Origin of the sequence: [Mycobacterium] fortunisiensis (assembly GCF_019050325.1) — a bacterium.
Lineage (GTDB): Bacteria > Actinomycetota > Actinomycetes > Mycobacteriales > Mycobacteriaceae > Mycobacterium > Mycobacterium fortunisiensis.
Genome location: NZ_VOMB01000023.1, coordinates 243,496 through 266,550 on the forward strand (window position 1 = coordinate 243,496; position 23,055 = coordinate 266,550).

Below are 23,055 nucleotides of genomic sequence, written 5' to 3' on the forward strand. Positions count from 1 at the left end.
AACTAGCCGGCCAGGAACTCGGCCACCGAGGCAGCCACCCGTCGTCCCTGCGCCCGCCCGGCCTGGGCTGAGGGCACCCGGCAAGCGGGATCGAGCGGGTTCTTGCCGAAGGCCGCCAGTGAGTCGTCGTCGGCGAAGATCCCCAATGACCGGCCGGCGAAGCCGTCGACCTCCTCGGCCGCCCCGATACCGAACGGGGACGGCGTCGAGCGGCCCTGCGGTACCAGCGCCACGGCGACGTCGCAGTCGACGGCCAGCGCCATGTTGACCGCGCTGCCGATCCCGCCGTCCATGAACCGCCGGCCGTCGATCGTCACCACCGGCCACACCCCGGGCACCGCACAGCTGGCCGCAACAGCGTCGACCAGTGCCGCGCCCGAGTCGCGGTCCAGCGTCACCAGTTCGCCGGTGTCGATGTCGATCGCCGAGATCCGCAGCACCTGTTCGGGCCAGTCGTGCGACGGCAGCCGTTGGGAGATCACCGCGTGCCGCACCGCGGGGTCCACGGTGCTGGTTCCTGCCGCGACGGCCCCGATTCCCTGCAGCTTCTGGGCTTTGGTGGTGTTGGGGGTGAGCATCGCCGTGACGAACAGGTCGGTGACGTTGTCGATGCTGACGCCGGGATCGAGTTCGGCGGAATCCGCACCGGTCTGGCGCTCGAACAGCTCGGCCAGGCTCAGCCCGCTGCTCAGCTGCGCCGCCACCGTCGACCCCGCCGACGTGCCGACCAGCACGTCAGAGGCCAGTAAGGCGTCGGCGGTGGCAGCCGATTCGTCGGCGATGCCCTGCAGAATCCCGGTCTCCCAGGCGATACCCGCGATGCCGCCGCCGGCGAGCACCAGTGCACGTTTGGAGGTCACGGTGGTCGAGTGTGCCAGGGCTAGTTCCGCTGCGACGCGGCCGCCGTGGCGGACAGGTCTTCGGGGCGCAGCAGGTGACGTGGCGGATCGGAGAACACCTGCCGGGCGTCGATCTGCAGATCTGCGTCGACGTGCACGAGTTCGCCGGGGGCAAGCAGCCGCCAGCCTTCACCGTCCATCGGCTCGCTGGCGAACACCACCGACGGTCGGATGTGCGCGGATTCGGCGCGGATGCGTCGGCTGCGCAGGTGCAGCCCGCGCTCCTCGGGGTGTCTGCGGTCGAGCAGGTACAGCTCGTGGGTGTCCGGGTAGCGCAGTGCCCACATGTCGGTGGCCGTGCTGAGCAGGAGGTTGACGGCGTAGATCGGTACCGACTCGGCGAGCCGGCCGACGGCGTCGACGATGCCGGCGCCGACGTCGCCGTCGTGGGCCCGGATCGCCGCGGTGATGAGCGCAAAGACGCGTTCCGAATCGGTCTGGCCACCCACCAGGTCGGCGACGCCCAGCTCGTGCAGCCGGTCGTCGAGCGCCTCGAGCCCTTCGACCACACCGTTGTGCGCGAAGATCCGGCCGTCCTGCAGAAACGGGTGGGTGTTCGCCACGTCGAGCGCGCCGGTCGAGGCGTAGCGCACGTGTGCGATGAACGTCGTCGCCGTGACATCGTGTGCCTCGGTGGCGAATTGGGAGTCCCGCCACGCCGCCACCGGCTCCTTGTGCAGCACCGGTGCGCCGTCGACCCCGAAGAATCCCAGCCCGGTGCCGTCGGGGTTGCGGCGGCTCTGCGCGGCGAGGTTGTCCGGCGCGTCGAGCAACCAGAACGTCGCCGGCACCAGTTGGCGGCCGGCGTGCAGGCCGAACAATCGGCACATGGCCTCAGCGTGCCCGATCTAGTGCCATGATGCGGATAGTAACCGGGCAGACAAGGGGACGCCATGACATCCGAACCTGGGCCGACGATGCGGGCGGAACGCTTCTATGCGGATACCAAAACTGTTGTGGTGGAGGATGTTCCAATTCCCGAGCCGGGGCCGGGCGAGGTTCTGGTGAAGGTGGCGTTCTGCGGTATCTGCCATTCGGACCTCAGCCTGATCAACGGCACCTTTCCGGCGCAGGCGCCGGTGGTCACGCAGGGCCATGAGGCGTCGGGCACGATCGCCAAGCTGGGTGCGGGTGTCACCGGGTGGGCCGAAGGTGACCGGGTGATCGTCGCGGCGGGCCGGCCGTGCCTGGAATGCCCCAACTGCCGACGCGGCGACATCGCCAACTGCATGCGAATCCAGTTGATGGCCTTCGCTTATGACGGGGCCTGGGCCGAGTACACGCTGGCGCAGGCGGTCGGGCTGACCCGGGTACCCGACAATGTGCCGCTGGAGCAGGCCGCGATCCTGGCCGACGCGGTGTCCACCCCGTATGGCGCGGTGGTGCGCACCGGCAAGGTCGGCATCGGCGAGTCGGTGGGCGTCTGGGGCCTGGGCGGGGTGGGCACCCACATCGTGCAACTGGCCCGGCTGGTGGGCGCGGTGCCGGTGGTGGCCGTCGACATCAAGCCCGAGGTGCTGGACCGTGCGGTGGCGGTCGGGGCCGACTACGCATTCAGCGCCGACGACGAGCATCTGGACGAGAAGATCGCCGAGGTCACCGGAGGCCGGGGGCTGGATGTGGCGTTCGACGCCGTCGGGCTGAAGTCGACGTTCGAGCAGGCGTTGGGGCAGCTCACGGTCGGGGGACGGCTGGTCGCGGTCGGGATGAGTGCCCAGGAACCGACGATCGGGCCGACGTCGATGTTCGGGCTCACCCAGAAGCAGGTGCTCGGCCATCTGGGCTATCAGAACGTCGACATTTCGACGCTGGCGACGCTGGTGTCCCTGGGCCGGCTGGATCTGTCCCGCTCGATCAGCGAGATCGTGTCCCTGGAGGACATCGCCGCCGGCATCGACAAGCTGGAGCGCGGCGAGGGCAATCCGATCCGGATCCTGGTGCGGCCCTGAGGTTTCAGGTGGCGAGCTTCGGTGCGGCCTTGCCACTGATGAGCGGCAGGTCCGGGTACGTCACCACTCCCGGGGGTGCGGCGCACACCGCGGGCACGGAGTTGACGCAGTGCGCTGCGGTCGCGACGACGCCAGGCTCTGGGCCTTCTTCGCCGGCCTCCCCCTGGAAACCCTTGATGACGACCGTGAAGTCCGGGTTGCCACGGACCTCCATCTCGTAGCGCTGCCCTTCCGGACCGAAAGTCCATGCGGGGTCGAGGTTTTCCTCGCCCATCAGCCAGTTCACCGAGACGCGCACGACGGGCTCGCCGTCGACCAGGGCTTCCCAGTGGAACTTGCGGGCGGCGACCTGCCCGGGCTCGATCACGCCGATCGGCGAGTCGATGGGCGCGGTGGCCACGGCGATCTCCTGGGTGGCCCGGATCCGCGGGTCGATCTCGAACCCGACGTTGTCGACGATCATCTTGACGGCCTGGATGAAGCCGCCGTCGAGCATCTTCTGCATCGGCCCGCTCAGCGCGGTGTCGGGGGTACCGCCGAATCCCATGACGTGGCGCACCACGTCGGGCGCGTCGTAGGTGCGCAGGTCGGAAAACTCTTCGGCGCGAACGAAGTTCACCCCGGTGGCCATCGCGGAGAACACCAGCGGGAACTTCTCGCTGATCCCGCCCGGCGCGATGCCGGTGCCGTGCAGGGTGGCGTTGCCCTCCAGTGCGGCGGCCCGCATCGGCGCGGCCTGCTTCTCGCTGGGGTACAGCCAGCCGACCGGGGTTATCACGTTCTTGCCGGACCGCAGCAGCGCCGCGACTTGGTCGGGGTTGGGCATGAGCGGTGCGTAGATCACCGCGTCGGCGTCCAGCGCCAGGATCTCCTCGGCGCTATTGGTCGCGGTGACGCCGAGCGGCTCGGTGCCGATGATCTCCCCGACGTCCTTGCCGTTCTTGGCGTCCGAATGCACCCAGCAGCCGGCGAGTTCCAGGTCGGGGTGTTCGAGCACGCCTTTGATGGCGGCCACGCCGACCCCGCCGGTTGCCCACTGCACGACTTTGAGCACGGGTGCACCCCTTCCCGGGATCGACACAGAACTAGAACGTGTTCCAACTATCTCTACACCACGGAAACCGTGATCTGTATGTTTCTCGGCATGGCTAACAAAGTTTTCGTCGTCGGGGTCGGGATGACGAAGTTCGAGAAACCGGGCGGACGCGAAGCTCGCGGAGCGGACCATGAGTCCAGCCGCGAAGGCTGGGACTACCCGGACATGGCGCGGGAGTCGGGCACCAAGGCGCTGGAGGATGCCGGCATCTCCTATGACCAGGTCCAGCAAGGCTACGTCGGGTACTGCTCGGGTGATTCCACCTCGGGCCAGCGTGCGCTCTACGAGCTGGGGATGACGGGCATTCCGATCGTCAACGTCAACAACAACTGTTCGACCGGCTCGACGGCGCTCTACCTCGCCGCGCAGGCGATCCGGGGCGGGCTGGCCGATTGCACGATGGCGCTGGGCTTCGAGAAGATGCAGCCCGGCTCGCTGGGCGGCGGGGCGCAGGACCGCGAGTCCCCGCTGGGCCGGCACGTCAAAGCGCTGGCCGAGATCGATGAGTTCGCCTTCCCCGTTGCGCCGTGGATGTTCGGTGCGGCCGGCCGTGAGCACATGAAGAAGTACGGCACCACGGCCGAGCATTTCGCGAAGATCGGTTACAAGAACCACAAGCATTCGGTGAACAACCCGTATGCGCAGTTCCAGGACGAGTACACGCTCGAGGACATCCTGGCGGCCAAGATGATCTCCGATCCGCTGACCAAGCTGCAGTGCTCCCCCACCTCCGACGGGTCGGGCGCGGCGATCGTGGCCAGCGAGGCGTTCGTCGACAAGCACGGGCTGGCGTCGCAGGCCGTCGAGATCGTCGGGCAGGCGATGACCACCGACTTCGTTTCCACGTTCGACGGCAGCGCCGCCAACATCATCGGCTATGACATGAACGTGCAGGCCGCCCAGCAGGTGTACGCCCAGTCCGGCCTGGGTCCCGAGGACTTCCAGGTGATCGAGCTGCACGACTGCTTCTCGGCCAACGAGCTGCTGCTGTACGAAGCGCTGGGCCTGTGCGGCGAAGGTGAGGCGCCGCGGCTGATCGACGACAACGACACCACCTACGGCGGCCGTTGGGTGGTCAATCCGTCCGGCGGGCTGATCTCCAAGGGCCACCCGCTGGGAGCGACGGGCCTGGCCCAGTGCTCGGAGCTGACCTGGCAGCTACGCGGCACCGCCGACAAGCGTCAGGTCTCCGGCGTCAACGCGGCCCTGCAGCACAACATCGGCCTCGGCGGCGCAGCCGTCGTGACGGCTTACCAGCGCGCCGAACGCTGACCCCCTTCCGCGCGAAACGGCATTCCAGCAGGCCCGCTCTCGGACTTTTCCTGCTGGAATGCCGTTTCGGCGGGAGATCAGAGGAAGACCACCTCATAGGCACCGTCGGCGTGCCGCGCCCGGATGGTCTTCTTGTCGTACTTGCCCACGCTGGTGCGTGGCACCTGCGCGACGAACGTCCACCGCTCCGGCAGCCACCAGCGAACCACTTTGTCCGCCAAGAACTCCCGCAATTCGGCCGGCTCAGCCAAGGCCCCGTCGTGCAGCACGACGACGGCCAGCGGACGTTCCTGCCAGCGCTCGTCGGGCACGCCGACCACGGCCGCCTCCAGCACCGCCGGGTGCGCGATCAGATGGTTCTCCAACTCCACTGACGAGATCCACTCTCCGCCGGATTTGATGACGTCCTTGGCCCGGTCGGTCAGGGTCACGTAGCCCTGTGGGTCGATGCGGCCGACGTCTCCGGTGCGCAGCCAGCCGGAGTCGAACTTCTCGGCATCGCGGCCCAGGTAGTAGGCGCCGGTGATCCACGGTCCGCGGATCTCGAGTTCGCCCACCGCCACATCGTCGTTGGGCAGCGGGTGGCCCTCGTCGTCGACGACGCGCACTTCCACGCCGCACATCGGCCGGCCCTGGCTGACCCGCATCTGCCACTGTCGTTCCTCGGTGACCCCGGGCAGCGGCTTGGCCACGGTGGCCAGCGGCGAGGTCTCGGTCATGCCCCAGGCCTGCTGGATACACACGCCGTAGCGCTCCTGGAACGTCCGCATCAGCGAGAGCGGCACCGCCGATCCGCCGCAGGCCACCAGTCGCAGCGACGAAATGTCATGCCCCGGGCTCTTTTCCAGGCAGTGCATGACGTCGTTCCAGATGGTCGGCACCGCACCGGCCACGGTGGGGCGTTGCGATTCGATCAGGTCGATCAGGGACGTTCCGTCCATGAACCGGTCGGGCATCACCAGGTTGGCGCCGGCCATCAGGGCCGCATAGGGCAGTCCCCAGGCGTTGGCGTGGAACATCGGCACGATCGGCAGCACCGTGTCACCGCAGCTGACATCGAGCGCGTTGGCGGTGCAGGTGCTCAGCGCGTGCAGGTAACTGGACCGGTGGCTGTACACCACGCCTTTCGGGTTTCCGGTGGTGCCGCTCGTGTAACACATTGCGGCTGCGGAGTTCTCGTCGATCTCGGGCCACTCGTACTCGGTGGGCTGGGCGCTCAGCAGCTCGTCGGCGCGCAGTACGGTCACCCCGGTCAGCGCGCTCACGTCGCCGTCGCCGACCACGATCACGGTGTGCACGGTCTGCAGCAGCGGCAGCACCGGGGCCAGCAGTCCGGCCACCGAGGCATCGGCGATGATGATCCGGTCCTCGGCCTCGTTGGCGATGTAGGCGATCTGCTCGGGCGACAGGCGGATGTTCAAGGTGTGCAGTACTGCGCCCATCGCGGGGACGGCGAGGTAGGCCACCAGGTGTTCGGTGTTGTTCCACATGAAGGTGCCCACCCGGTCGTCACGCTCGGCGCCCAGCCCGCGTAGCGCATGCGCCAGCCGGCCGGCCTGCGCCCCCAGTTCCCGATAGCTGATCGTGCGGTACCGGCTGTCTCCGTCGGCGGTGGTCACGGTCCGGTCGCCGTTGACCCCGCAGGCATGCTGCAGGATCGCGGTGATCGTCAACGGCCAGTTCTGCATCGTGCTGTTCACGGCCGCGATGGTATGCGTTCGCCGGCGGGTACCGGCGGGAACGATTCGAATTCCCCCGACGATATAAGTAGCGGAAGATGGTCGGTACCGACGGAAAGTTGAGCTCGATGCGCATGAAGTGGTCCCTGGCGGCAGCGGCGGCTGTTCTCGGGGTGATCGGCGCGTCGTCTGCGGTGGCCTCGGCCGAGGAGACGGCCCAGCAGGTGATCGACCGGCTGCAGTCCGAGGGCTACACGGTGACCATCGATCGCATCGGCACCGCGCCGCTGGAGCAGTGCATCGTCACCAACGTGCGCAACCCGCATCAGGTCAGCCAGCTGGTGCCCTATCCGGGGCCGGGTCTGGGTGGCGATCGCATCCTGCTGCCCACGATCACCAGCCAGACCGTGTCGGTCTCGCTGGACTGCCAGCGCTGACGTGCGGATCGATCAGCCGGCATCCTCGGCCGAGGCGAAGTCGGGCAGCGCCGCCGGATCCGGCAGCTCCATCTGGAGGTAGACGGCGATGTAGCGGATCTTGTCCTCGGCGGTGAATTCGAACACCGAGGCTGTATTGACCACGCTGCTGAAGTCGCCGATCTGGCTGCGTTCCTCGAGCTCGAGGAACGCCAGCTCGCCGGCCTCGGTGACGCGCTGCAGCGAGCAGTCCCAGTCCGAGGATTTCGCCCAGTTCGTCAGGAACTCGGTGTACTCCGTCCAGTTCATCACCTCTTTGAACGGGCCGATCCGGACGAAATCCTCGGTGGTGATGAACTCGGCCAGCGGCGCCCAGCTGGCTGCCGAAAAGCCGGGCTGCTTGGCGCTTTTCACCAGATCCTTCATCATCTGGCTGTACTGCAGCACCGTGCGCGACCGGCCGGTGGAATCGGCGATGACGTCGTCGAGAGCGCTCACACCGTCACCCCGGCGGCGGCCAGCGTCCGCTCCAGCGCCTCGACATATTCACTGGTGCCGTTGAATGGGCCGTGTACTCCGATGGCGACGTCGAGGAAGGCGTTGTACTCGTCGTTGACGTGGGTCTCCCACCGGGTGAGCTGTCCCTCGTCGTTGGTCTCGATGAAGCTGTAGGAGTAAAAGCCCATCTTCACACCGTCTTTGGTGTGTCCTTCCCAGCGGGTCTTCATCACGACGCCGTTGCTGGCCGGCCAGTAGTCGAAGCTCGCCGGCTTCCAGTCCGGGAAGGTCAGCGAGTAGGCCTTGGCCTCCATAGTGGAGGCCTTGGCGGTGTCGGTGGGGAACTCGCTGAACGGGAACACCTGGTCGCCGGTGAAGTACGGCGACACGTACACCCCTTCGTCGGCGAATTTCCAGGCGTCGGCGAAGGCGGCACCATCCTGAACTGATTGGTTCAGGTAGGCGTCACGGTAGGCCTCGGCCATGCGGACGTGGTGGGCGATGCGTTCTTCGATGTTCAACGTGTCCTTCTCTCTGTGCATTTCGGGGTCTGGCGGGTCAGCGGGTGGTGGTGGCCAGATAGCGGTCCACCACCGAGTGGAAGTGCGCGATGACGATTTCCTCTTTGACCAGCGTCATGTGGTCGAGCCGGTCGGCGCGCAGGCCTTTCTGTTGGCGTGGCATCTGTTCGTAATCCTGTTGCAGCGCCTCGAAGTACTTGTGGCTGCCGGGGGTGTCGACGACGATCGCCTCGGCCCGCACGGCGTCGCGGAACTCTTCGGGCACATACATGTAGCTGGCCACGTGCCAGATGCAGCGGTTCGGGTCGCCGCTGGGGTGTGGTGCGGACATGATGACGTGGCACTCGCCGGCGCGGACGGTCATGAAGTAGTTGGGGAACAGCACCCACCCCTGGTTGTCGACCATCTGGTCATCGGTCAGGTTGCTGACGTCGAGTCCCATGCCGGTCAACACATCCCGGGTGGCCTGCTGCAGCAGTTGGCGGGCGGTGACACCGTCGGGGAAGTCCACGCTTCCGTCGTCGGCCTGATAGGGCGCGAGCAGTTCCTGAAAGCGCGGTATCACCGCGACGGTGCCCGGGAAGGTTTCGGGCAGAGCCAGCATGCCCTGTACCTGCTCCTGCACGCTGGCCCCCTGCACTTCGAACGGAGCCATTGCGACGCTGTGGTTTTCGAAGAACCGGTACCGCGCGGTCGCCGGGTTGATGTGCAGCACCTGCAGCAGTTGCGGGTGGATGCCGTTGATGTGGTATCCCTCCTCGAAGGCATCCATCACGACTTTCCAGTTGCACTCGATGGCCTCGGTGACGTCCATGACCGTGGTGAACCGTTCGATGTTGTATGGCTCCAGCAGCGTGACGACGTCTTCGCCGAGGTATTCGCGCAGCGGCACGGCGTCGGGATCCGGGTTGAGGAAGATGAAGCCGGCGAAGGTGTCGACGGATACTTTCAGCAGGGAGTTCTCGGACTTGTCGATGGGGCCGGCGAGGTTTTCGCGCAGCATTCCCTTCAGCCTGCCGTCGAGGTCGTAGGACCACAGGTGGTACTGGCAGAGAAATCCCCGCTTGGCGTTGCCGGTGTCGGTGGTGCACAGCGCGTTGCCACGGTGCCGGCAGGCGTTGACGAATCCCCTCAGGACGCCGTCTTTTCCGCGGACGACGAGGAAGGACTGGTCGAGAATCTCGTACCGCTTCCAGTCGCCGGGCTTGGGGATGTCCTCGGCGCGGCCGGCGATCTGCCAGGTGCGCAGCCAGATCGCTTCGCGTTCACGCTGCGCGTACTCGCGCGAGGTGTAACGGTCCGTCGGGATGGTGAAGTTGAACGTTCCCGGCTTGACGTCCTCCAGGCCGAGACCGAGACCGGAATCCGGGTCGAGCCACTCCCCGGGTCGCGTTGCTGGCATCAATGGAGTCCTCCTCGATCGACGGCATTGCACAGCGGCGGAGGCTTCGCCGCCAACGAGGGCCTGTTGGGACGAGCGATGCTGCGCGCCGCCGTGTGTGACGGGCCTCACGATATACGTAGATGTATCGGGGATACAAGACTGTATTAAAGTGGTCGGCATCACATCCGGGGACGCCAGGAAGGTGCCGCCCATGGCAGAACGCTGGACCAAAGAGCGACGCATCGAACACAGCCGCCAGATCGTGCTCGATGCCGCCGAGGAAGTGTTCGCGCGCAAGGGATTGACCGGTGCGGCGCTCGAAGAGATCGCCGAGACCGCGGGTTTCACCCGCGGCATCATCTACTCGCAGTTCGGTGCCAAGGAGAAGCTCTTCCTCGCGGTCGTCGACCGGCAACGGCAACGGTTCCTCGACGGATTCACCGACGTGATGACATCTTTCCGCCGCCTCGGCGACGTCGACATCGACGAACTCGCCAACAGGTGGCGGGAATTGAGCAGTGGGCCGGACCGCGCTGCCCTGGGCTGCGAGCTGACGCTGTTCCTGTTACGCAATCCCGGCGCGCGGGAACGGGTGGCCGCCCAACGGCTCGAGACCGTCCGGGCACTCGGGGAGTTCATCAGCAAGAACGTGGCCCGTATCGGCGGCACGCTGACGATCGACGCCGAGACGCTGGCCCGGGTGATCTTGGCCGCCAACGACGGCATCACCCTGGAAAGCCACCTCGCCGGCCAAGACCTCTACCGTCCTTATCTGCAGCTGGTCATGTCCAGCATCGAGGCGCCGGCGTGATCAGGCGCCGGCCGCCTCCAGCGCGGGCAGCGCGTGCATCTCGACGGCATCGGTGACGGCGAGCTGTGCGTACAGCGACTCGGCGACCTCGAAGACGTTGATCTGGCCGGCGTAGTCGGCGATGTAGAGCCGGGCGCCGTCCTGGCACACGGCGACCGCCGCGGGCTGGACGTGCACATCGATGCTGCCCTGGATCGCACCGGTGAGGGTGCTCCACACGACGACCCGGTCGTAGTCGACCAGGTAGGCACGGGTGGCGTCGGCGCTCAACACCAGCTGGGTGGGCGCGCCGCCGACCTGGACGGCATCGACCACGGTGGCAGCGGAGAGGTCCACGGTGTGCACCACGCCACGGTGTTCGAGGTCGGAGGTCAGTACGTAGGCGACGCCATCGCTGATCGCGAGGTCGCGGATCGGCGCGCCGATCCACACGGTGGCCTGCGCCTGGGCGGTTTCGGTGTTGATGATCACCAACCGGCTGCCGCGGACGTCGGAGGTGGCGACGTAGAGGCGGCTGCCGCTGGCGTCGACCTGCAGGGCATCCAGGTTTACCCCGGCGCCGGTGGCGACGTCGATCGTGCCGACCCGCTCGGCGGTGGTGTCGATGACGGCGATGTCGATGCGCTCGTGCCCGGCGCGGCCGGCGAACACCCGCTTGCCGTCCGGGCTGATCGCCAGGGCGGTGACGGTGAAGGCCAGCGGGTACTCGGCGAGCACGGCGCCGGTGATGGTGTCGACCGTGACGATCGAGTCATGCCCAGCGGAGGAGACACTGACGTGGGCGTGGTCGTCGGCCACGACGACGGCGAACGGGTCCCCGGCCAGCCGGACAGAACCCACCGGCCCCATCGTGTGCGGGTTGACCACGGTCAGACTCTCCGAACCGACGTTGGTGACCACGACGGTGTCACGGTCGGGATCCACCGCGATGTCGCCGATGGGTCCGAGGCCGATCTCGGTCAGGCCGGCCACATCGATGTCGTCGAGGACACCGTCGAAGGCGACGCTGCGGAGGGTGGTGTCATCGATGGCCCGGTCTTTTCGGTCAGCGCGCACCGCAGCGGTCAGCACACGCAAGAAGTTCTTTGCCATCGTGTATCGGCACCTCCGCCGGCAAGGCTTAAACCGGCTATAGATTCCAGGTCCATCTGCGCCGGGAGTGGCGCGGTTGCATTGAGTCTAGCGACGAAATCGACAGGCCCCAGACCACTTCACAGCGAATTCCCGACAGCCGTGGACACTCTCTCAGAATGCGCTTAGAAAATTCTTGGTTATAAATCCGTTACCTTTTGGTCGCGCCCGATTAAAAGCCTGTTACCAGGAATTTCTCAACATTAGACAATCATTGGAGTTTTCCCGGCCGAGGCGGCCGTCGGGGGCATTTCTTATCCGCCCGGGCAAAAGTGAGCGGCAGATCACACTCCGACACGTCAGCAAACATTCTCGGAGCTCAAAGCCCAGGGGTCGACGCCGGGGCCGGGCAATTGTGACGGCAGTGAATGGTGAGCCGGAGGGGGAGGGCTGTTCGCTGGGTGGCTCGAACCGGTCTGAATTACTCGGGCACCGGCCGCACCACCACGCTGACCTCGCACGAACCGTGGCGGGCGTCGGGCCGCACCGACGCCGTGTACTGCCCGACGAGCTCGGCGTTGAGGTCGATGACCTCCTGGATCATGCCCCGCTGGATGCCGCGCACCACCTCGGGGGAATCGACGGCGACCTCGGCCAGCGGGCACGTGCAGATCTGTACCTGCACTTCGCCGAACGAGGTCAGCACGGACCCGACCTGGAAGCCCAGCTCGCCGAGGGTGGCCACCACCAGGTCGCCGATCGTGGTCTCGGCGAGGGGCCGCGCCACCCGCACCCGGTGCGCGAGGTCGGCACCGATCGCCTGCGCCCGTTCCTCCCGCTCCTCGGACGTACCCCCCAGGTGTGCCGCGAACAACGCGACGATGTCGGCGTAATCCAGCCGCGGGGCGATCTCGTAGGTGAGCCGGGGCCGCCCGACCCGACCTGCCCCGGCTGCGGCGGTGCGCCGGCGGATGACTCCCCTGCCCTCCAGAGCACCGAGATGGAATCGCGCGGTGGTGACGTGGATCTGCAGGGCCTCGGCGACCTGCCGGGCGTCGACCGGGTGACTCGCCGAGCGCAGCACGTCGAGTACCCGCATGCGCTGCCGGCCGGCGGCGCGCTCGGACTCGGCCCGCCCGCCATGGGCGGGCGCGGACGCGTCATGCACTGGCGCAGAGGTCATTTCGCTGCTGTGGCCGGCACCACCGCGACGATCGCCACCGCGGTCAACTGCTTGCCGTAGCGGTTGAAGGTCTTGCGCATGTGCAGCACCCGCTTGCGGGCGGCGGGGTGGGTCAGCACGTTGCCGACAATCCGCAGCGCGCCGAACAGCCCTTCGTCGGCGATCATCCGGCGCGGCTGCAGCAGCGCCATCGGAGCCCGGTCGACGCTGGCCACCTCGAAACCGGCGCCGGTCAGCAGCTCGGTCCACTCGGCCACGGTCAGGGGCCGCGCGTTGACCTTGATGGCCCGGGCCATCTCGCGGCGGATGTCGTCCTTGATGCCGTCGGCCAGCGTGTCGGGCACCAGTCCCAGTTCGTGGATCGCGTAGCGACCGCCGGGGCGCAGCACCCGGAAGGCTTCGTCGACGATGGCCTTCTTGGATTTCTCCCCCTGCATCGTCAGCATCGCCTCGCCGACGACCACGTCGGCCGAGCCCGCATCCAGGCCGGTCTCGGCGGCATCGGCGGCGACCAGTCGGCCGCCGGTGGCGGTGATGGCCTGCTGCAGTGGCCCCGACGTCGTCGAGCTGTCGTCGACGCCCACGTAGGAGCGCGGCCCCTGCGCGGCGATGTCGGTGGCGGTCCGGCCCAGCCCGGGCCCGAGTTCGACGACGTCGGCGCCCTTGATCTTGGCCGCGCCGAGCAGCCGCGTGGTCAGCTCCAAACCACCCGGGCGCAGCACGCGCTTACCCAGCCGGGCCAACAGCCAGTGCCCGGGCAGATCCGCATCGGACCGCTGCGCCAACGGCAGATCGTTCTTGCTGGTCATCTTGTGGTCCTTAATTTGGAGGAAAAGTATGCGTTTAACTCTAGAAGTTTGGTTAGCCTAAGGCAATAGCTGGGCGCCAACGGTCTTGCCGTCCGACACCTCGAGCGGGAGTCGCATCGCGGCGGCGGTGGCCGGGCCGACGATGCCGTCAACCCGCAGCCCGGGTGTGCGGCGCTGAAACTCCCGCACTGCCGCCTCGGTCCGCGGGCCGAACACGCCGTCGACCGTCAGGTCACCCGCATAGGACGCGTAGGCGGTCTTGAGCCGCTTCTGCAACACCGCCACCTGCGGGCCTTCCATCGGGCGGAACAGCAGAACCTCGGCGTAGCGGCCCACCGGAGCCGGCGGTCGTGGCGTCGGTGCCGGTTTGGCGATGGCGCCGATCTGCTCCGCGATGTCGGCGCGCAGGATGTCCATGTCGATGGCGCCCGGATCCCATTTCCCTTGGGCGCGACCGGCGTACTCCTTGTGGCCGATGGTGCGCGCCGAGCTCTGCCCCAACCGGCGATTGATCGCGGCACAGCACCGCACCAACGCGAAATACTGTGCATCAGGCCAGTTCTCACGGTGCGGGGCGGTCGGACTGGTGCCGCTGTTGGCGCACTCGATCCCGATCAGATGCCAATTGCCCATGTTCGTCGGCAACCACGGATACATTCCGACACCGGCGTGCCAGGCCACCCCCAGCGCCACGACCGTCACCGTGCCGTCGCGCGCGATGTGCAACTGCGACAACGGGCCGGCAAGATCGGGCCGGCCCCGGGCGATCGAGGCGGCAGTGGCGGTATCCGAGCCGGTGTGGTGCACCATCACGCCGCGGATGTCCTTGAAATCGCCGTGGCCGCGGGTGCGCCAGCCGGGATACTCGACGAGATCGACGCCCTCGGCCCGGAGTACATCGGCCAGCCAGACCGGGTCGCCGGTCCAGCGTGTTGTCTGCGGCACTGAGATTCCTTTTCCGACGCAGCAAACCTTTTCTGCAATCAAGGCTACCCCGGGAGGCCGACATCCCGGGACGGTCCCGCCGCCACTCAGACCGGTTACAAATCAGGAACTTTGCTGGCCGATGCCGGACCTGCGCACACCCGCGCGGGCGATGTGGCGGAGAGCCGATCCAGCAAAGCCTCTCCGCGCTGGCCGCCGACTTTCCCGCACCGGTCGACGCTCCGGTGTGCAAGCATCTCGGCATGGATCCGAAGGACGACCCCGAGGCCCGCATCCGGGAACTGGAGCGCCCGCTGGCCGACGCCGCCCGCGCATCGGAACTCGGCGTCGGCGGCTCGGGCAGTTTCCCGCCGCCGCCTCCGGGGCCTCCGGCTCCGTGGCCCGGCTACGAAACCTCCCCGCCGTATCCGGGACCGCCGCGGCGCAGCTCGAGCGGGGTGTTCCTGGCTCTCTTCGGCGCGGTGGCGATGATCCTGATCGCCGGCGGCGCCGCAGCATTCGTCTTCTTCAGCACGTCCGGATCCGATCCCACCGACGCATTTTCCGACAGTGAGTCGACCACCATCCGACCCTCCACCGTCAGCCCCAACCTGGTGCCCGAAGCGGCTGCCCCGACAAAGGTTCCACCGGGCCAGACCCTGATCGTCTCAGGCATCAAGGAGACGCGGACCATCGAGTGCCAGGGCAACAACGTGATCGTCAGCGGTATCGAGAACCGGTTGGAGATCACCGGTCATTGCCTCGCGGTGACGGTGTCCGGTGTCGAGAACACCGTCGCCGTCGAGGCCGCCGACACCATCGGGGTGTCAGGATTCGAGAATCGGGTGACCTTCCGCAGTGGCCAACCCGAGGTGAGCAACTCGGGTCAGTCCAACGTCGTCGAGCAGGGCTGATCGGACCCGGAAGCGGGCTCGAGCCGGCCGAGGAATTCGCCCAGCAGCCTCACGAGTGGGCCCGGGTTGTCTTCGGGCACCCAGGCGTAGGAGTCGTCGACGAATTCCAGGGTGGCGTGCGGCAGCGTGCGGGCCAGCCGGGCGGCGCCTTCGGCGGGGAAGTACCGCTCGTCGCGCGGCCAGACCACCAGGGCGGGCCGGTGGTAATCGGCCAGCATGGGCGAGTACTTCGCCAGGTACGTCGGGGACAGCGCCTCGAGGAAGCGGCGAAAGTCCTTGCGCACCAGCGGATCACTGCGCAGCGGACGCAGGTACTCGGCCATGATGTCGGCCGGGATCGGGCGCTTGGTCGCACCACCGTAGGTGATCCGCAGTCGCTGCACGGGTTTCAACGCGATGGCCTTCGACTGCACCAGCCCCGCCGCGGGCAGTGAGACGAGCCGGGACAGCACCTTGACCGGCCACGGATCGGAGTCGAACGCATTGGTCGCGACGAGCACCAGGGCCTCGACCCGCTCCGGATGGCGCGCAGCGGCGACCTGGGCGATGTCGCCGCCATACCCGTTGCCCACCAGCACGGCCCGCTCGATGCCGAGCGCGTCGAGCAGATCGATGACGGTGCCGGCCAGACCGGGCAGGGTGACATCGGCGTCCGGCACTGCCGGGGTATGCGATCCGAGGGCCAGATCCGGTGCGATACAACGAAACCCAGACCCCAGGCCGTCGACCACGTGGCGCCACACCAATCCGTTGGCCACCAGGCCGTGGAGCAGCACGACGGGCCGGCCGCTGCCGTGTTCGCGGACCCCGACCGGACCGCAGGGCAGGTGAATGAGTCGTCGGGAGCTCAGCGTGTCCATGTCGACCGTCCCTCCGGGCGCGTCGGTAAAATCAATACAGACTGTATGGAAACACAGGTTTCGCCGGACATCAATACATACAGCTTGTTAAAATTCTTTGATGAGCGACGCACCGCGCGACGGCCGGGAACAGCGCAGTGAAGGCACCCGCTCCGCGCTGGTGGCCGCGGCACGCGGATTGTTCGTCGAGCGCGGCTATGCCGGCGTCTCCACGGGCGACATCGCCCGCGTCGCAGCCGTCACCCGCAATGCGCTCTACTACCACTTCCCCAACAAGGAGGCGGTGTTCCGCGCGGTCTACGAAGACGTCGAAGGCCAACTGGCCCAACGGGTGATCCCGGCGGCACTGGCCCACACCACCGTCCGAGGCCAACTCGAAGCCGGCATCGAAGAGTTCCTCGACGGCTGCCTCGATCCCACCGTCGCCCGGGTGAGCGTGTTGGAGGCCCCGGCCGCACTCGGATTCACCCAGATGCGAGAGATCGACAATCGCAATTACCTCGGCGCGCTGCGCGACGGCCTCCGCACCGCAATCGAGACCGGTGAACTGCCGGACCTCCCGGTGGACACGCTGGCGTCGATGATCATCGGGGCGCTGGACGAGGCGGCCCTGCTCATCGCGACCGCCGACGATCCGGACGCCGCCCGCGGCGAGGCCGGCGTGGCGGCCCGGGCCCTGGTCGACGGGCTCTTCGGACAGTAGCGCGCTACAACACCTTCGACAGGAACTCCTGCAGCCGAGGATGTTTGGGGTTGTCGAAGACCTCGGCCGGCGTGTCGTCCTCGACGATGTTCCCGTCGGCCATGAAGATCACCCGGGAGGCCACCTCGCGGGCGAAACCCATCTCGTGGGTGACCACCACCATCGTCATGCCGCCCTGGGCCAGGTCCCGCAACACCTGCAGCACGTCGCCCACCATTTCCGGATCCAGCGCGCTGGTCGCCTCGTCGAACAGCATGATCGACGGGTTCATCGCCAGGGCCCGGGCGATCGCGACCCGCTGCTTCTGACCGCCGGACAGGGTGGCCGGTTTGACGTGTGCCTTTTCCGCCAGCCCCACCTGGTCGAGCAGTTCCATGGCCCGTGCCTCGGCAGCCGCCTTGTCCATCTTCTTGGTCACCAGCGGCGCCAGGGTCACATTGTCGATCACGCTCATGTGCGGGAACAGGTTGAAGTGCTGAAACACCATGCCGATGTGCTGACGGACCTTGTCCAGGTCCACCTTTCGGTCGGTGAGGTCGAACCCGTCTACGGTGACCTTGCCCGCGGTGATGTCCTCGAGCTTGTTGAGACACCGCAGGAACGTGGATTTGCCCGATCCCGACGGGCCGATGACACAGACCACCTCGCCCTTGCTCACCGTGGTGTCGATTCCGTCGAGGACCACCAGATCCCCGAACGACTTCTTCAGGCCCTCGATGCGGATCTTGACGGTGCCCTCGGGCTCGGCGGCTGCGGCTTCCGGTACCAGCTGGGTCATTGGGAGATCCTCTTCTCAAGTCGATCAGAGAGTTTGGTGAGCGCCATGATGACGACGAAGTACACGATGCCGATGATCAGCCACATCGTGAACGACTGGTAGTTGCGGGCGATGATCAACCGTCCGGTCTGGGTCAGCTCGGCGATCCCTATCACCGACAGGATCGAGGTGTCCTTGAGGGTGATGACGAACTGGTTGACATACGACGGGATCATCGTGCGGATCGCCTGGGGCAGAATGACTTTGCGCATCGTCGGCAGGTAGCCGATACCCAGGCTGCGGGCCGCCTCCATCTGCCCCTTGTCCACGGATTGGATTCCGCCACGGACGATCTCGGTCATGTACGCCCCGGCGTTGAGCGACAGCGTGATGATGCCTGCGGTGAGCGCGGTCATCTGGAACCCCAGGGCGGTCGGGATGCCGAAGTAGATGAAGAACGCCTGCACCAGCAGTGGGGTGCCGCGGAAGATGTCGACGTACGTGGTGCCGATGGCCCGCAGGATGATCGAGCGCGACACCCGCAGCAGCCCGAAGACGATGCCCAGCAGCAGCGCGATGGCGATCGACACGACGGTCAGGATCAGGGTCATCTTCAGGCCGGCCATCAAGAACGGGAACGTGCTCTTGAGCAGCCCAAAGAACGAGTTGTCGGCCTCCGAGGCCCCCTCGCCGAGGTACGTCTCGATGATCTCGTCGTAGCGGCCGGACTCCTTGAGTTCCTTGAGCCCGGCGTTGAACTTCGCCAGCAGCTCGGCATTACGGCCCTTGTTGACCGCGAAGCCGTAGCTGGACCCCTTCTCCTTCTGTGTCACGGTCTTGAAGCCGTTGCCTTGCTGAATGCCGTAGTTCAGCACCGGGTAATCCTCGAAGATCGCCACGGAGTTGCCGGTCTTGACTTCCTCGAACATCGACGCGGAATCCGCGAACGACACGATCTGAAAGCCGTACTTGTCCTGGATCGACTGCGCGAACTCAGCGCCCTCGGTGCCGTTCTTGACCGCGACCCGCTTGCCCTTGAGATCGGCATAGGACTTGATGTCCTCGTTGGTGGCCAACACCGCCATCTGCACGCCGGACTCGAAGTACGGGTCGGAGAAGTCGAAGACCTTCTTGCGGTCATCGGTGATCGACATGCCGGCGATCACCCCGTCGGCCTGGTTGGCCTGAACGGCCTGCAGCGCCGCGTCGAAGCCCAGCGGCTTGATGGTGACGGTGAAGTTCTGGTTGGCCGCGATCTCGTTGAGGAGGTCGATGTCGATTCCGACGAATTTGCCTTCCGCATCCTGGAATTCGAACGGTGCGAAGGTGATGTCGGTGGCGACGACGTAATTCTCCCCTTCGGCCGCGGCACGGGGCGGGCTCAGCATCGCGAATGCCGCGAACCCGATCAGGACCGCGAGCGCCGCGGCGAGCAGCCGTACAGGTGATCGTGAGACGCGCTGTGACCAACCGACTCGCATACTGCTGCTCCCCTCGTGACGGTGGTGCGGGCTGCACCACCGTATCCCTCCCCGAGCACCAGTGTTCGGCTCATCGAGAACGCAATCCGGCGCAAACCCGCCAGTTTTGTTTCAATAAGGTCGGGGTACCAGCACAATTGGTCCACGACAGCGATCGGGAGGGGCGGCCATGAGGGCTCGGCCACCATGACAGCGTTGTGGGACTACCTCACCACCCACCACTCGCAATTGATCTTCGACTCGTATCAGCACGTCAGCGCCGTGGTGCAGAGCGTGTTGGTCGCCACCGTCATCGGGGTCGCGGTCGGTGTACTCACCTACCGGAGCACGCTGGCGTCCAATCTGGCGACGACGACCTCGAGCGTGATCCTGACCGTTCCGGCCTTCGCCCTGCTCGGTCTGCTGATCCCGCTGTTCGGTCTCGGTGTGGCCACCAGCATCGCCGCGCTGGTGCTGTATTCGCTGCTACCGATCATTCGCAACACCATCGTCGGGCTCAATTCAATCGATCCGGCATTGATCGATGCCGCGCGCGGCATCGGCATGGGGCGGCTGAGCACACTCGGTCGCGTCGAGCTGCGGCTGGTCTGGCCCTCGATCCTGTCAGCCGTGCGGATCAGCACCCAGATGTCGATGGGTGTACTGGCGATCGCCGCTTACGTCAAAGGCCCGGGGCTGGGCAACCTGATCTTCACCGGGCTGGCGCGGGTGGGCAGCCCCACCGCGCTGCCCATGGCCCTCACCGGCACCCTGCTCATCGTCGTTCTCGCGCTGGTTCTCGACGCCGTGCTGGTGCTGATCGGACGGCTCACCACATCGAAAGGTATTCGATGACAACCGCAGTGACCGGGGCACGCATCGTGCTCGATCACGTGTCCAAGGTGTATCTCGGCGCCAAACAGCCTGCGGTCGAAGATGTTTCGCTGGATATCCCGGCCGGCGAGGTGGTGGTGTTCGTCGGTCCGTCCGGCTGCGGCAAGACCACGACGATGCGGATGATCAACCGGCTCAGCGAACCCACCTCGGGCCGCATCATGATCGGTGACAAGGACGCGCTGTCGATCAAGCCCACCGAGTTACGGCGATCCATCGGCTACTCGATCCAGCAGGCCGGACTGTTCCCGCACATGACGATCCGGCAGAACGTCGGTCTGGTGCCCGGGCTTCTCGGCTGGGACCGCACACGTATCGCCGATCGTGTCGATGAGTTGCTTGACCTGGTGGGGCTGGAACCGGCCCAGTACGCCGAGCGCTATCCGCGCCAGTTGTCCGGCGGTCAGCAGCAGCGGGTGGGGGTGGCCCGGGCGCTGGCCGCCGATCCGCCGGCACTTCTGATGGACGAACCGTTCGGCGCTGTCGACCCCATCACCCGCAGCACCCTGCAGGACGAGCTGCTGCGGCTGCAGACTGAACTGCGCAAGACCATCGTGTTCGTCACCCATGATTTCGGTGAGGCCGTCAAGCTCGGTGACCGCATCGCCGTGCTCGGGCAGCGCTCGAAGGTACTCCAATACGACACGCCCCAAACCATTCTGGCCAACCCCGCCGACGACACGGTCGCCGGTTTCGTGGGGTCGGGGGCCTCGCTGCGTCAGCTCGGCCTGCAACGCGTCAAGGACGTCCCGCTGCATGAGCACGTGACAGTGCGCACCGGCGACAGTCTGGATCGGGCACGGGAGCAGTTGGCGGCCAGTGAGTTCGACTGGGCCGTCGTGCTCGACGAGCGGAGCCGGCCGGTCAGCTGGGTGCGCGAGAAGAGGCTGGCCCACGCGAATTCCCTGAGTGAGGTGGCCGAACCGCTCGATGTGGTCAGCACCCAGTCCACCCTCGAAGACGCGCTGGAAGCCATTCTCGCCGAACAACATGCTTCCGCGGTCGTCACCGGCGCGGGCAACCGGTACGCGGGTGTGGTCACCCTCGACACCCTGATCGAGACGATCACCCGATTACGGGCCGAAGCGAAACACGCGGCCGGACAACCGTGACCACCACCGTCGAGCAATCCACAACCGGCATCACCGCCGCCGAGCGGCTGCGGCTGCTGGTCCAGCCCGTCCTCGTACTCATCGTCGGTGCGGCCGTGGTGTTCTGGGCGTTCAACCGGGATCTGACCGCAACGCAGAACGAGAACATCAACGCCGGAAACGTCATGACGTTGATTTGGCAGCACCTGCTGATCACCTTCGCGGTGACCGTCATCGTGCTGGCGGTCGGTGTTCCGCTCGGCGTGCTGGTCACCCGGCCCGGGGTGAAACTCTTGCGGCCGTTGATCGTCGGGATCGCCAACATCGGGCAGGCCGCACCAGCGATCGGCTTGCTGGTGCTGTTGTTCCTGTGGACGGCCCGGACCGGATTCTGGATCGGCGTGCTGCCGATCGCGCTGTATTCGCTGCTGCCGGTATTGGCCAGCACGATCCTCGGGCTCGACCAGGTGGACAAGTCACTGATCGACGCCGGCCACGGATTGGGCATGTCACGGCGCGCGCTGCTGCTGCGCGTCGAGCTGCCGCTCGCCGTCCCGTTCATCCTCGCCGGGTTGCGCACGTCGCTGGTGCTCGCGGTCGGCACCGCGACGTTGTCGTTCCTGGTCAACGCCGGCGGACTGGGCATCCTGATCGACACCGGTTACAAGTTGCAGGACAACGTGACGCTGATCCTCGGCAGCGTGCTGGCCGTGTGCCTGGCGCTCCTGGTGGACTGGCTCGGCGGTCTGGCCGAATTTTCCTTGAACCCCAAGGGGCTTCGGTGATGCGACGTCCGGTGGCCGCGGTGCTGTGTGCCCTCGTCCTGGCCGGTTGCGGTCTCGGGTCCGGTGGGACGGTGCCGCTGCAGGTGGGCCCGGGATCGATCACACCGCACCCGGCCCTGGAGGGCGTGAAGATCACCGTCGGCTCCAAGGAGTACACCGAACAGGTCATCCTCGGCTACATCCTGGAGTTCACCCTGGCTGCGGCCGGCGCCGATGTGCGCGATCTGAGCGGTATCGTCGGTTCCCGAAGCACAAGGGGGGCACAACTTTCCGGGCAGGTCGACGTGGCCTATGAGTTCACCGGGAACGCCTGGATCAACTACCTGGGACATGAGAAACCGATCCCGGACAGTCGTGCCCAGTTCGAGGCGGTGCGGGACGAGGACCTGGCCCGCAACGGCATGGTGTGGCTGGACCCGGCGCCGATGGATGACACCTATGCACTGGCGGCGAGCAGGCCGGTGGTGGAAGCCACCGGGGTGCGCACACTCTCGCAGTACGCCGAGTTGGTCAAGACGAATCCGGCGGCGGCACGGACGTGCGTGGACACCGAGTTCCGGGCCCGCCAGGACGGTTACCCCGGCATGGCGGCCGCCTATGGCTTCGACCCGGCTCGGGCCCAGACCCCCATCCTGCAGGTCGGCATCATCTATCAGGCCACCGCGGACGGCACGCAGTGCGATTTCGGCGAGGTGTTCACCACCGACGGCCGGATCTCGGCGCTCGACCTCGTGGTGCTCACCGACGACAAACAGTTCTTTGCGCACTACAACCCGTCGGTCACCATGAAGCAGGAGTTCTTCGACGCCCATCCGGAGATCGCCGAGGTGACCGCGCCGGTCACCGCCGCGCTCACCAACGACGTCATCATCGAGCTCAACAAGCAGGTCGACGTCGAGGGCCGCGATCCCAGCGTGGTGGCCCGCGATTGGATGGTGGATCGGGGTTTCATCACTGCACGGTGATCCCAGCACACCGATCATTGTTTGCCGCATCCACCAGGACGAACATCTACCTGCATCAACCGCCCAGAGGCGGGTAGCCCGATAAAGAGGTAGTGCACTACTCGTGAACTCGAG

24 protein-coding genes are annotated in these 23,055 nt (G+C 66.6%); 10 read left to right on the top strand and 14 right to left on the bottom strand.

Annotated features, from left to right (window positions below; translation table 11 throughout):
• Nucleotides 1-2: 2 nt before the first annotated feature.
• Nucleotides 3-860: a patatin-like phospholipase family protein gene (locus FR943_RS21490; RefSeq protein WP_217160287.1), complete on the bottom strand. Its 858-nt coding sequence runs from the start codon at nucleotides 858-860 to the stop codon at nucleotides 3-5.
• Nucleotides 861-880: 20 nt separating this feature from the next.
• Nucleotides 881-1,729 (bottom strand): class II glutamine amidotransferase, encoded by an 849-nt coding sequence (locus tag FR943_RS21495; RefSeq protein WP_217160288.1) that lies wholly within the window; start codon nucleotides 1,727-1,729, stop codon nucleotides 881-883.
• 63 nt (nucleotides 1,730-1,792) lie between these two features.
• Here FR943_RS21495 and FR943_RS21500 point away from each other — a divergent pair, with 63 nt between their 5' ends.
• Nucleotides 1,793-2,848 (top strand): zinc-binding dehydrogenase, encoded by a 1,056-nt coding sequence (locus tag FR943_RS21500; protein WP_217160289.1) that lies wholly within the window; start codon nucleotides 1,793-1,795, stop codon nucleotides 2,846-2,848.
• 4 nt (nucleotides 2,849-2,852) lie between these two features.
• On the opposite strand, the gene FR943_RS21505 is transcribed toward FR943_RS21500, so the two are convergent.
• Complete coding sequence (locus FR943_RS21505) at nucleotides 2,853-3,902, bottom strand: NAD(P)H-dependent amine dehydrogenase family protein (protein WP_217160290.1); 1,050 nt, start codon at nucleotides 3,900-3,902, stop codon at nucleotides 2,853-2,855.
• A 90-nt stretch (nucleotides 3,903-3,992) separates the two neighbouring features.
• On the opposite strand from FR943_RS21505, the gene FR943_RS21510 reads away from it, so the two are divergent.
• Entirely contained in the window at nucleotides 3,993-5,216 is a 1,224-nt protein-coding gene (locus FR943_RS21510; protein WP_218046004.1) for a lipid-transfer protein, read from the top strand.
• 77 nt (nucleotides 5,217-5,293) lie between these two features.
• Here FR943_RS21510 and FR943_RS21515 read toward each other — a convergent pair whose 3' ends face one another.
• Nucleotides 5,294-6,916, bottom strand: a complete 1,623-nt coding sequence (locus tag FR943_RS21515; protein ID WP_217160292.1) for a fatty acid--CoA ligase — start codon at nucleotides 6,914-6,916, stop codon at nucleotides 5,294-5,296.
• 107 nt (nucleotides 6,917-7,023) lie between these two features.
• On the opposite strand from FR943_RS21515, the gene FR943_RS21520 reads away from it, so the two are divergent.
• Complete coding sequence (locus FR943_RS21520) at nucleotides 7,024-7,332, top strand: hypothetical protein (RefSeq protein ID WP_217160431.1); 309 nt, start codon at nucleotides 7,024-7,026, stop codon at nucleotides 7,330-7,332.
• A 12-nt stretch (nucleotides 7,333-7,344) separates the two neighbouring features.
• Here FR943_RS21520 and FR943_RS21525 read toward each other — a convergent pair whose 3' ends face one another.
• From FR943_RS21525 to FR943_RS21535, 3 genes are read right to left on the bottom strand one after another with little or no spacing between them, the layout of a single operon-like run.
• Nucleotides 7,345-7,809 carry a hypothetical protein gene (locus FR943_RS21525; protein WP_217160293.1) on the bottom strand — a complete coding sequence of 155 codons (465 nt, stop codon included), beginning with the start codon at nucleotides 7,807-7,809 and terminating at the stop codon, nucleotides 7,345-7,347.
• Nucleotides 7,806-8,330, bottom strand: a complete 525-nt coding sequence (locus tag FR943_RS21530; protein WP_217160294.1) for a hypothetical protein — start codon at nucleotides 8,328-8,330, stop codon at nucleotides 7,806-7,808. The genes FR943_RS21525 and FR943_RS21530 overlap by 4 nt, the downstream gene beginning before the upstream one ends.
• A 37-nt stretch (nucleotides 8,331-8,367) precedes the next feature.
• A complete protein-coding gene (locus FR943_RS21535) occupies nucleotides 8,368-9,732 on the bottom strand; it encodes an aromatic ring-hydroxylating oxygenase subunit alpha (protein ID WP_217160295.1) in 1,365 nt (454 codons plus the stop codon).
• A 193-nt stretch (nucleotides 9,733-9,925) separates the two neighbouring features.
• Between FR943_RS21535 and FR943_RS21540 the strand changes: the two genes are divergently transcribed.
• Complete coding sequence (locus tag FR943_RS21540) at nucleotides 9,926-10,525, top strand: TetR/AcrR family transcriptional regulator (RefSeq protein ID WP_217160296.1); 600 nt, start codon at nucleotides 9,926-9,928, stop codon at nucleotides 10,523-10,525.
• On the opposite strand, the gene FR943_RS21545 is transcribed toward FR943_RS21540, so the two are convergent.
• From FR943_RS21545 to FR943_RS21560, 4 genes are all read right to left on the bottom strand, one after another.
• The gene (locus FR943_RS21545; protein WP_217160297.1) at nucleotides 10,526-11,617 is read right to left on the bottom strand and encodes an MmpL3/TtfA transport complex stabilizer; all 1,092 of its coding nucleotides are present in this window, start codon (nucleotides 11,615-11,617) and stop codon (nucleotides 10,526-10,528) included.
• Nucleotides 11,618-12,077: 460 nt separating this feature from the next.
• Entirely contained in the window at nucleotides 12,078-12,779 is a 702-nt protein-coding gene (locus tag FR943_RS21550) for a helix-turn-helix transcriptional regulator (protein WP_217160298.1), read from the bottom strand.
• Nucleotides 12,776-13,588 (bottom strand): class I SAM-dependent methyltransferase, encoded by an 813-nt coding sequence (locus tag FR943_RS21555; protein WP_217160299.1) that lies wholly within the window; start codon nucleotides 13,586-13,588, stop codon nucleotides 12,776-12,778. The genes FR943_RS21550 and FR943_RS21555 overlap by 4 nt, the downstream gene beginning before the upstream one ends.
• Before the next feature lie 57 nt (nucleotides 13,589-13,645).
• Nucleotides 13,646-14,533, bottom strand: coding sequence for a peptidoglycan recognition protein family protein (locus tag FR943_RS21560; RefSeq protein WP_217160300.1), 888 nt, complete (start codon nucleotides 14,531-14,533; stop codon nucleotides 13,646-13,648).
• A gap of 242 nt (nucleotides 14,534-14,775) precedes the next feature.
• Here FR943_RS21560 and FR943_RS21565 point away from each other — a divergent pair, with 242 nt between their 5' ends.
• Nucleotides 14,776-15,426, top strand: coding sequence for a DUF3060 domain-containing protein (locus tag FR943_RS21565; RefSeq protein ID WP_217160301.1), 651 nt, complete (start codon nucleotides 14,776-14,778; stop codon nucleotides 15,424-15,426).
• Here FR943_RS21565 and FR943_RS21570 read toward each other — a convergent pair.
• A complete protein-coding gene (locus FR943_RS21570; RefSeq protein WP_217160302.1) occupies nucleotides 15,399-16,286 on the bottom strand; it encodes an alpha/beta fold hydrolase in 888 nt (295 codons plus the stop codon). The genes FR943_RS21565 and FR943_RS21570 overlap by 28 nt on opposite strands.
• A 100-nt stretch (nucleotides 16,287-16,386) precedes the next feature.
• Between FR943_RS21570 and FR943_RS21575 the strand changes: the two genes are divergently transcribed.
• Nucleotides 16,387-16,989, top strand: coding sequence for a TetR/AcrR family transcriptional regulator (locus FR943_RS21575; protein WP_217160303.1), 603 nt, complete (start codon nucleotides 16,387-16,389; stop codon nucleotides 16,987-16,989).
• A 4-nt stretch (nucleotides 16,990-16,993) separates the two neighbouring features.
• On the opposite strand, the gene FR943_RS21580 is transcribed toward FR943_RS21575, so the two are convergent.
• Both FR943_RS21580 and FR943_RS21585 read right to left on the bottom strand, forming a co-directional pair.
• Entirely contained in the window at nucleotides 16,994-17,767 is a 774-nt protein-coding gene (locus FR943_RS21580; protein WP_217160304.1) for an amino acid ABC transporter ATP-binding protein, read from the bottom strand.
• On the bottom strand, nucleotides 17,764-19,227 hold the full coding sequence (locus FR943_RS21585; RefSeq protein ID WP_217160305.1) for an amino acid ABC transporter substrate-binding protein/permease: 1,464 nt from the start codon (nucleotides 19,225-19,227) through the stop codon (nucleotides 17,764-17,766). Before FR943_RS21585 ends, FR943_RS21580 begins: the two co-directional genes overlap by 4 nt.
• Nucleotides 19,228-19,413: 186 nt before the next feature.
• Here FR943_RS21585 and FR943_RS21590 point away from each other — a divergent pair, with 186 nt between their 5' ends.
• From FR943_RS21590 to FR943_RS21605, 4 genes are read left to right on the top strand one after another with little or no spacing between them, the layout of a single operon-like run.
• Nucleotides 19,414-20,061, top strand: a complete 648-nt coding sequence (locus FR943_RS21590) for an ABC transporter permease (protein WP_217160306.1) — start codon at nucleotides 19,414-19,416, stop codon at nucleotides 20,059-20,061.
• Nucleotides 20,058-21,212 carry an ATP-binding cassette domain-containing protein gene (locus FR943_RS21595; RefSeq protein WP_217160307.1) on the top strand — a complete coding sequence of 385 codons (1,155 nt, stop codon included), beginning with the start codon at nucleotides 20,058-20,060 and terminating at the stop codon, nucleotides 21,210-21,212. The genes FR943_RS21590 and FR943_RS21595 overlap by 4 nt, the downstream gene beginning before the upstream one ends.
• The gene (locus tag FR943_RS21600) at nucleotides 21,209-21,976 is read left to right on the top strand and encodes an ABC transporter permease (RefSeq protein WP_217160308.1); all 768 of its coding nucleotides are present in this window, start codon (nucleotides 21,209-21,211) and stop codon (nucleotides 21,974-21,976) included. The genes FR943_RS21595 and FR943_RS21600 overlap by 4 nt, the downstream gene beginning before the upstream one ends.
• Nucleotides 21,976-22,941, top strand: coding sequence for a glycine betaine ABC transporter substrate-binding protein (locus FR943_RS21605; RefSeq protein ID WP_217160309.1), 966 nt, complete (start codon nucleotides 21,976-21,978; stop codon nucleotides 22,939-22,941). Before FR943_RS21600 ends, FR943_RS21605 begins: the two co-directional genes overlap by 1 nt.
• Nucleotides 22,942-23,055 lie beyond the last annotated feature (114 nt).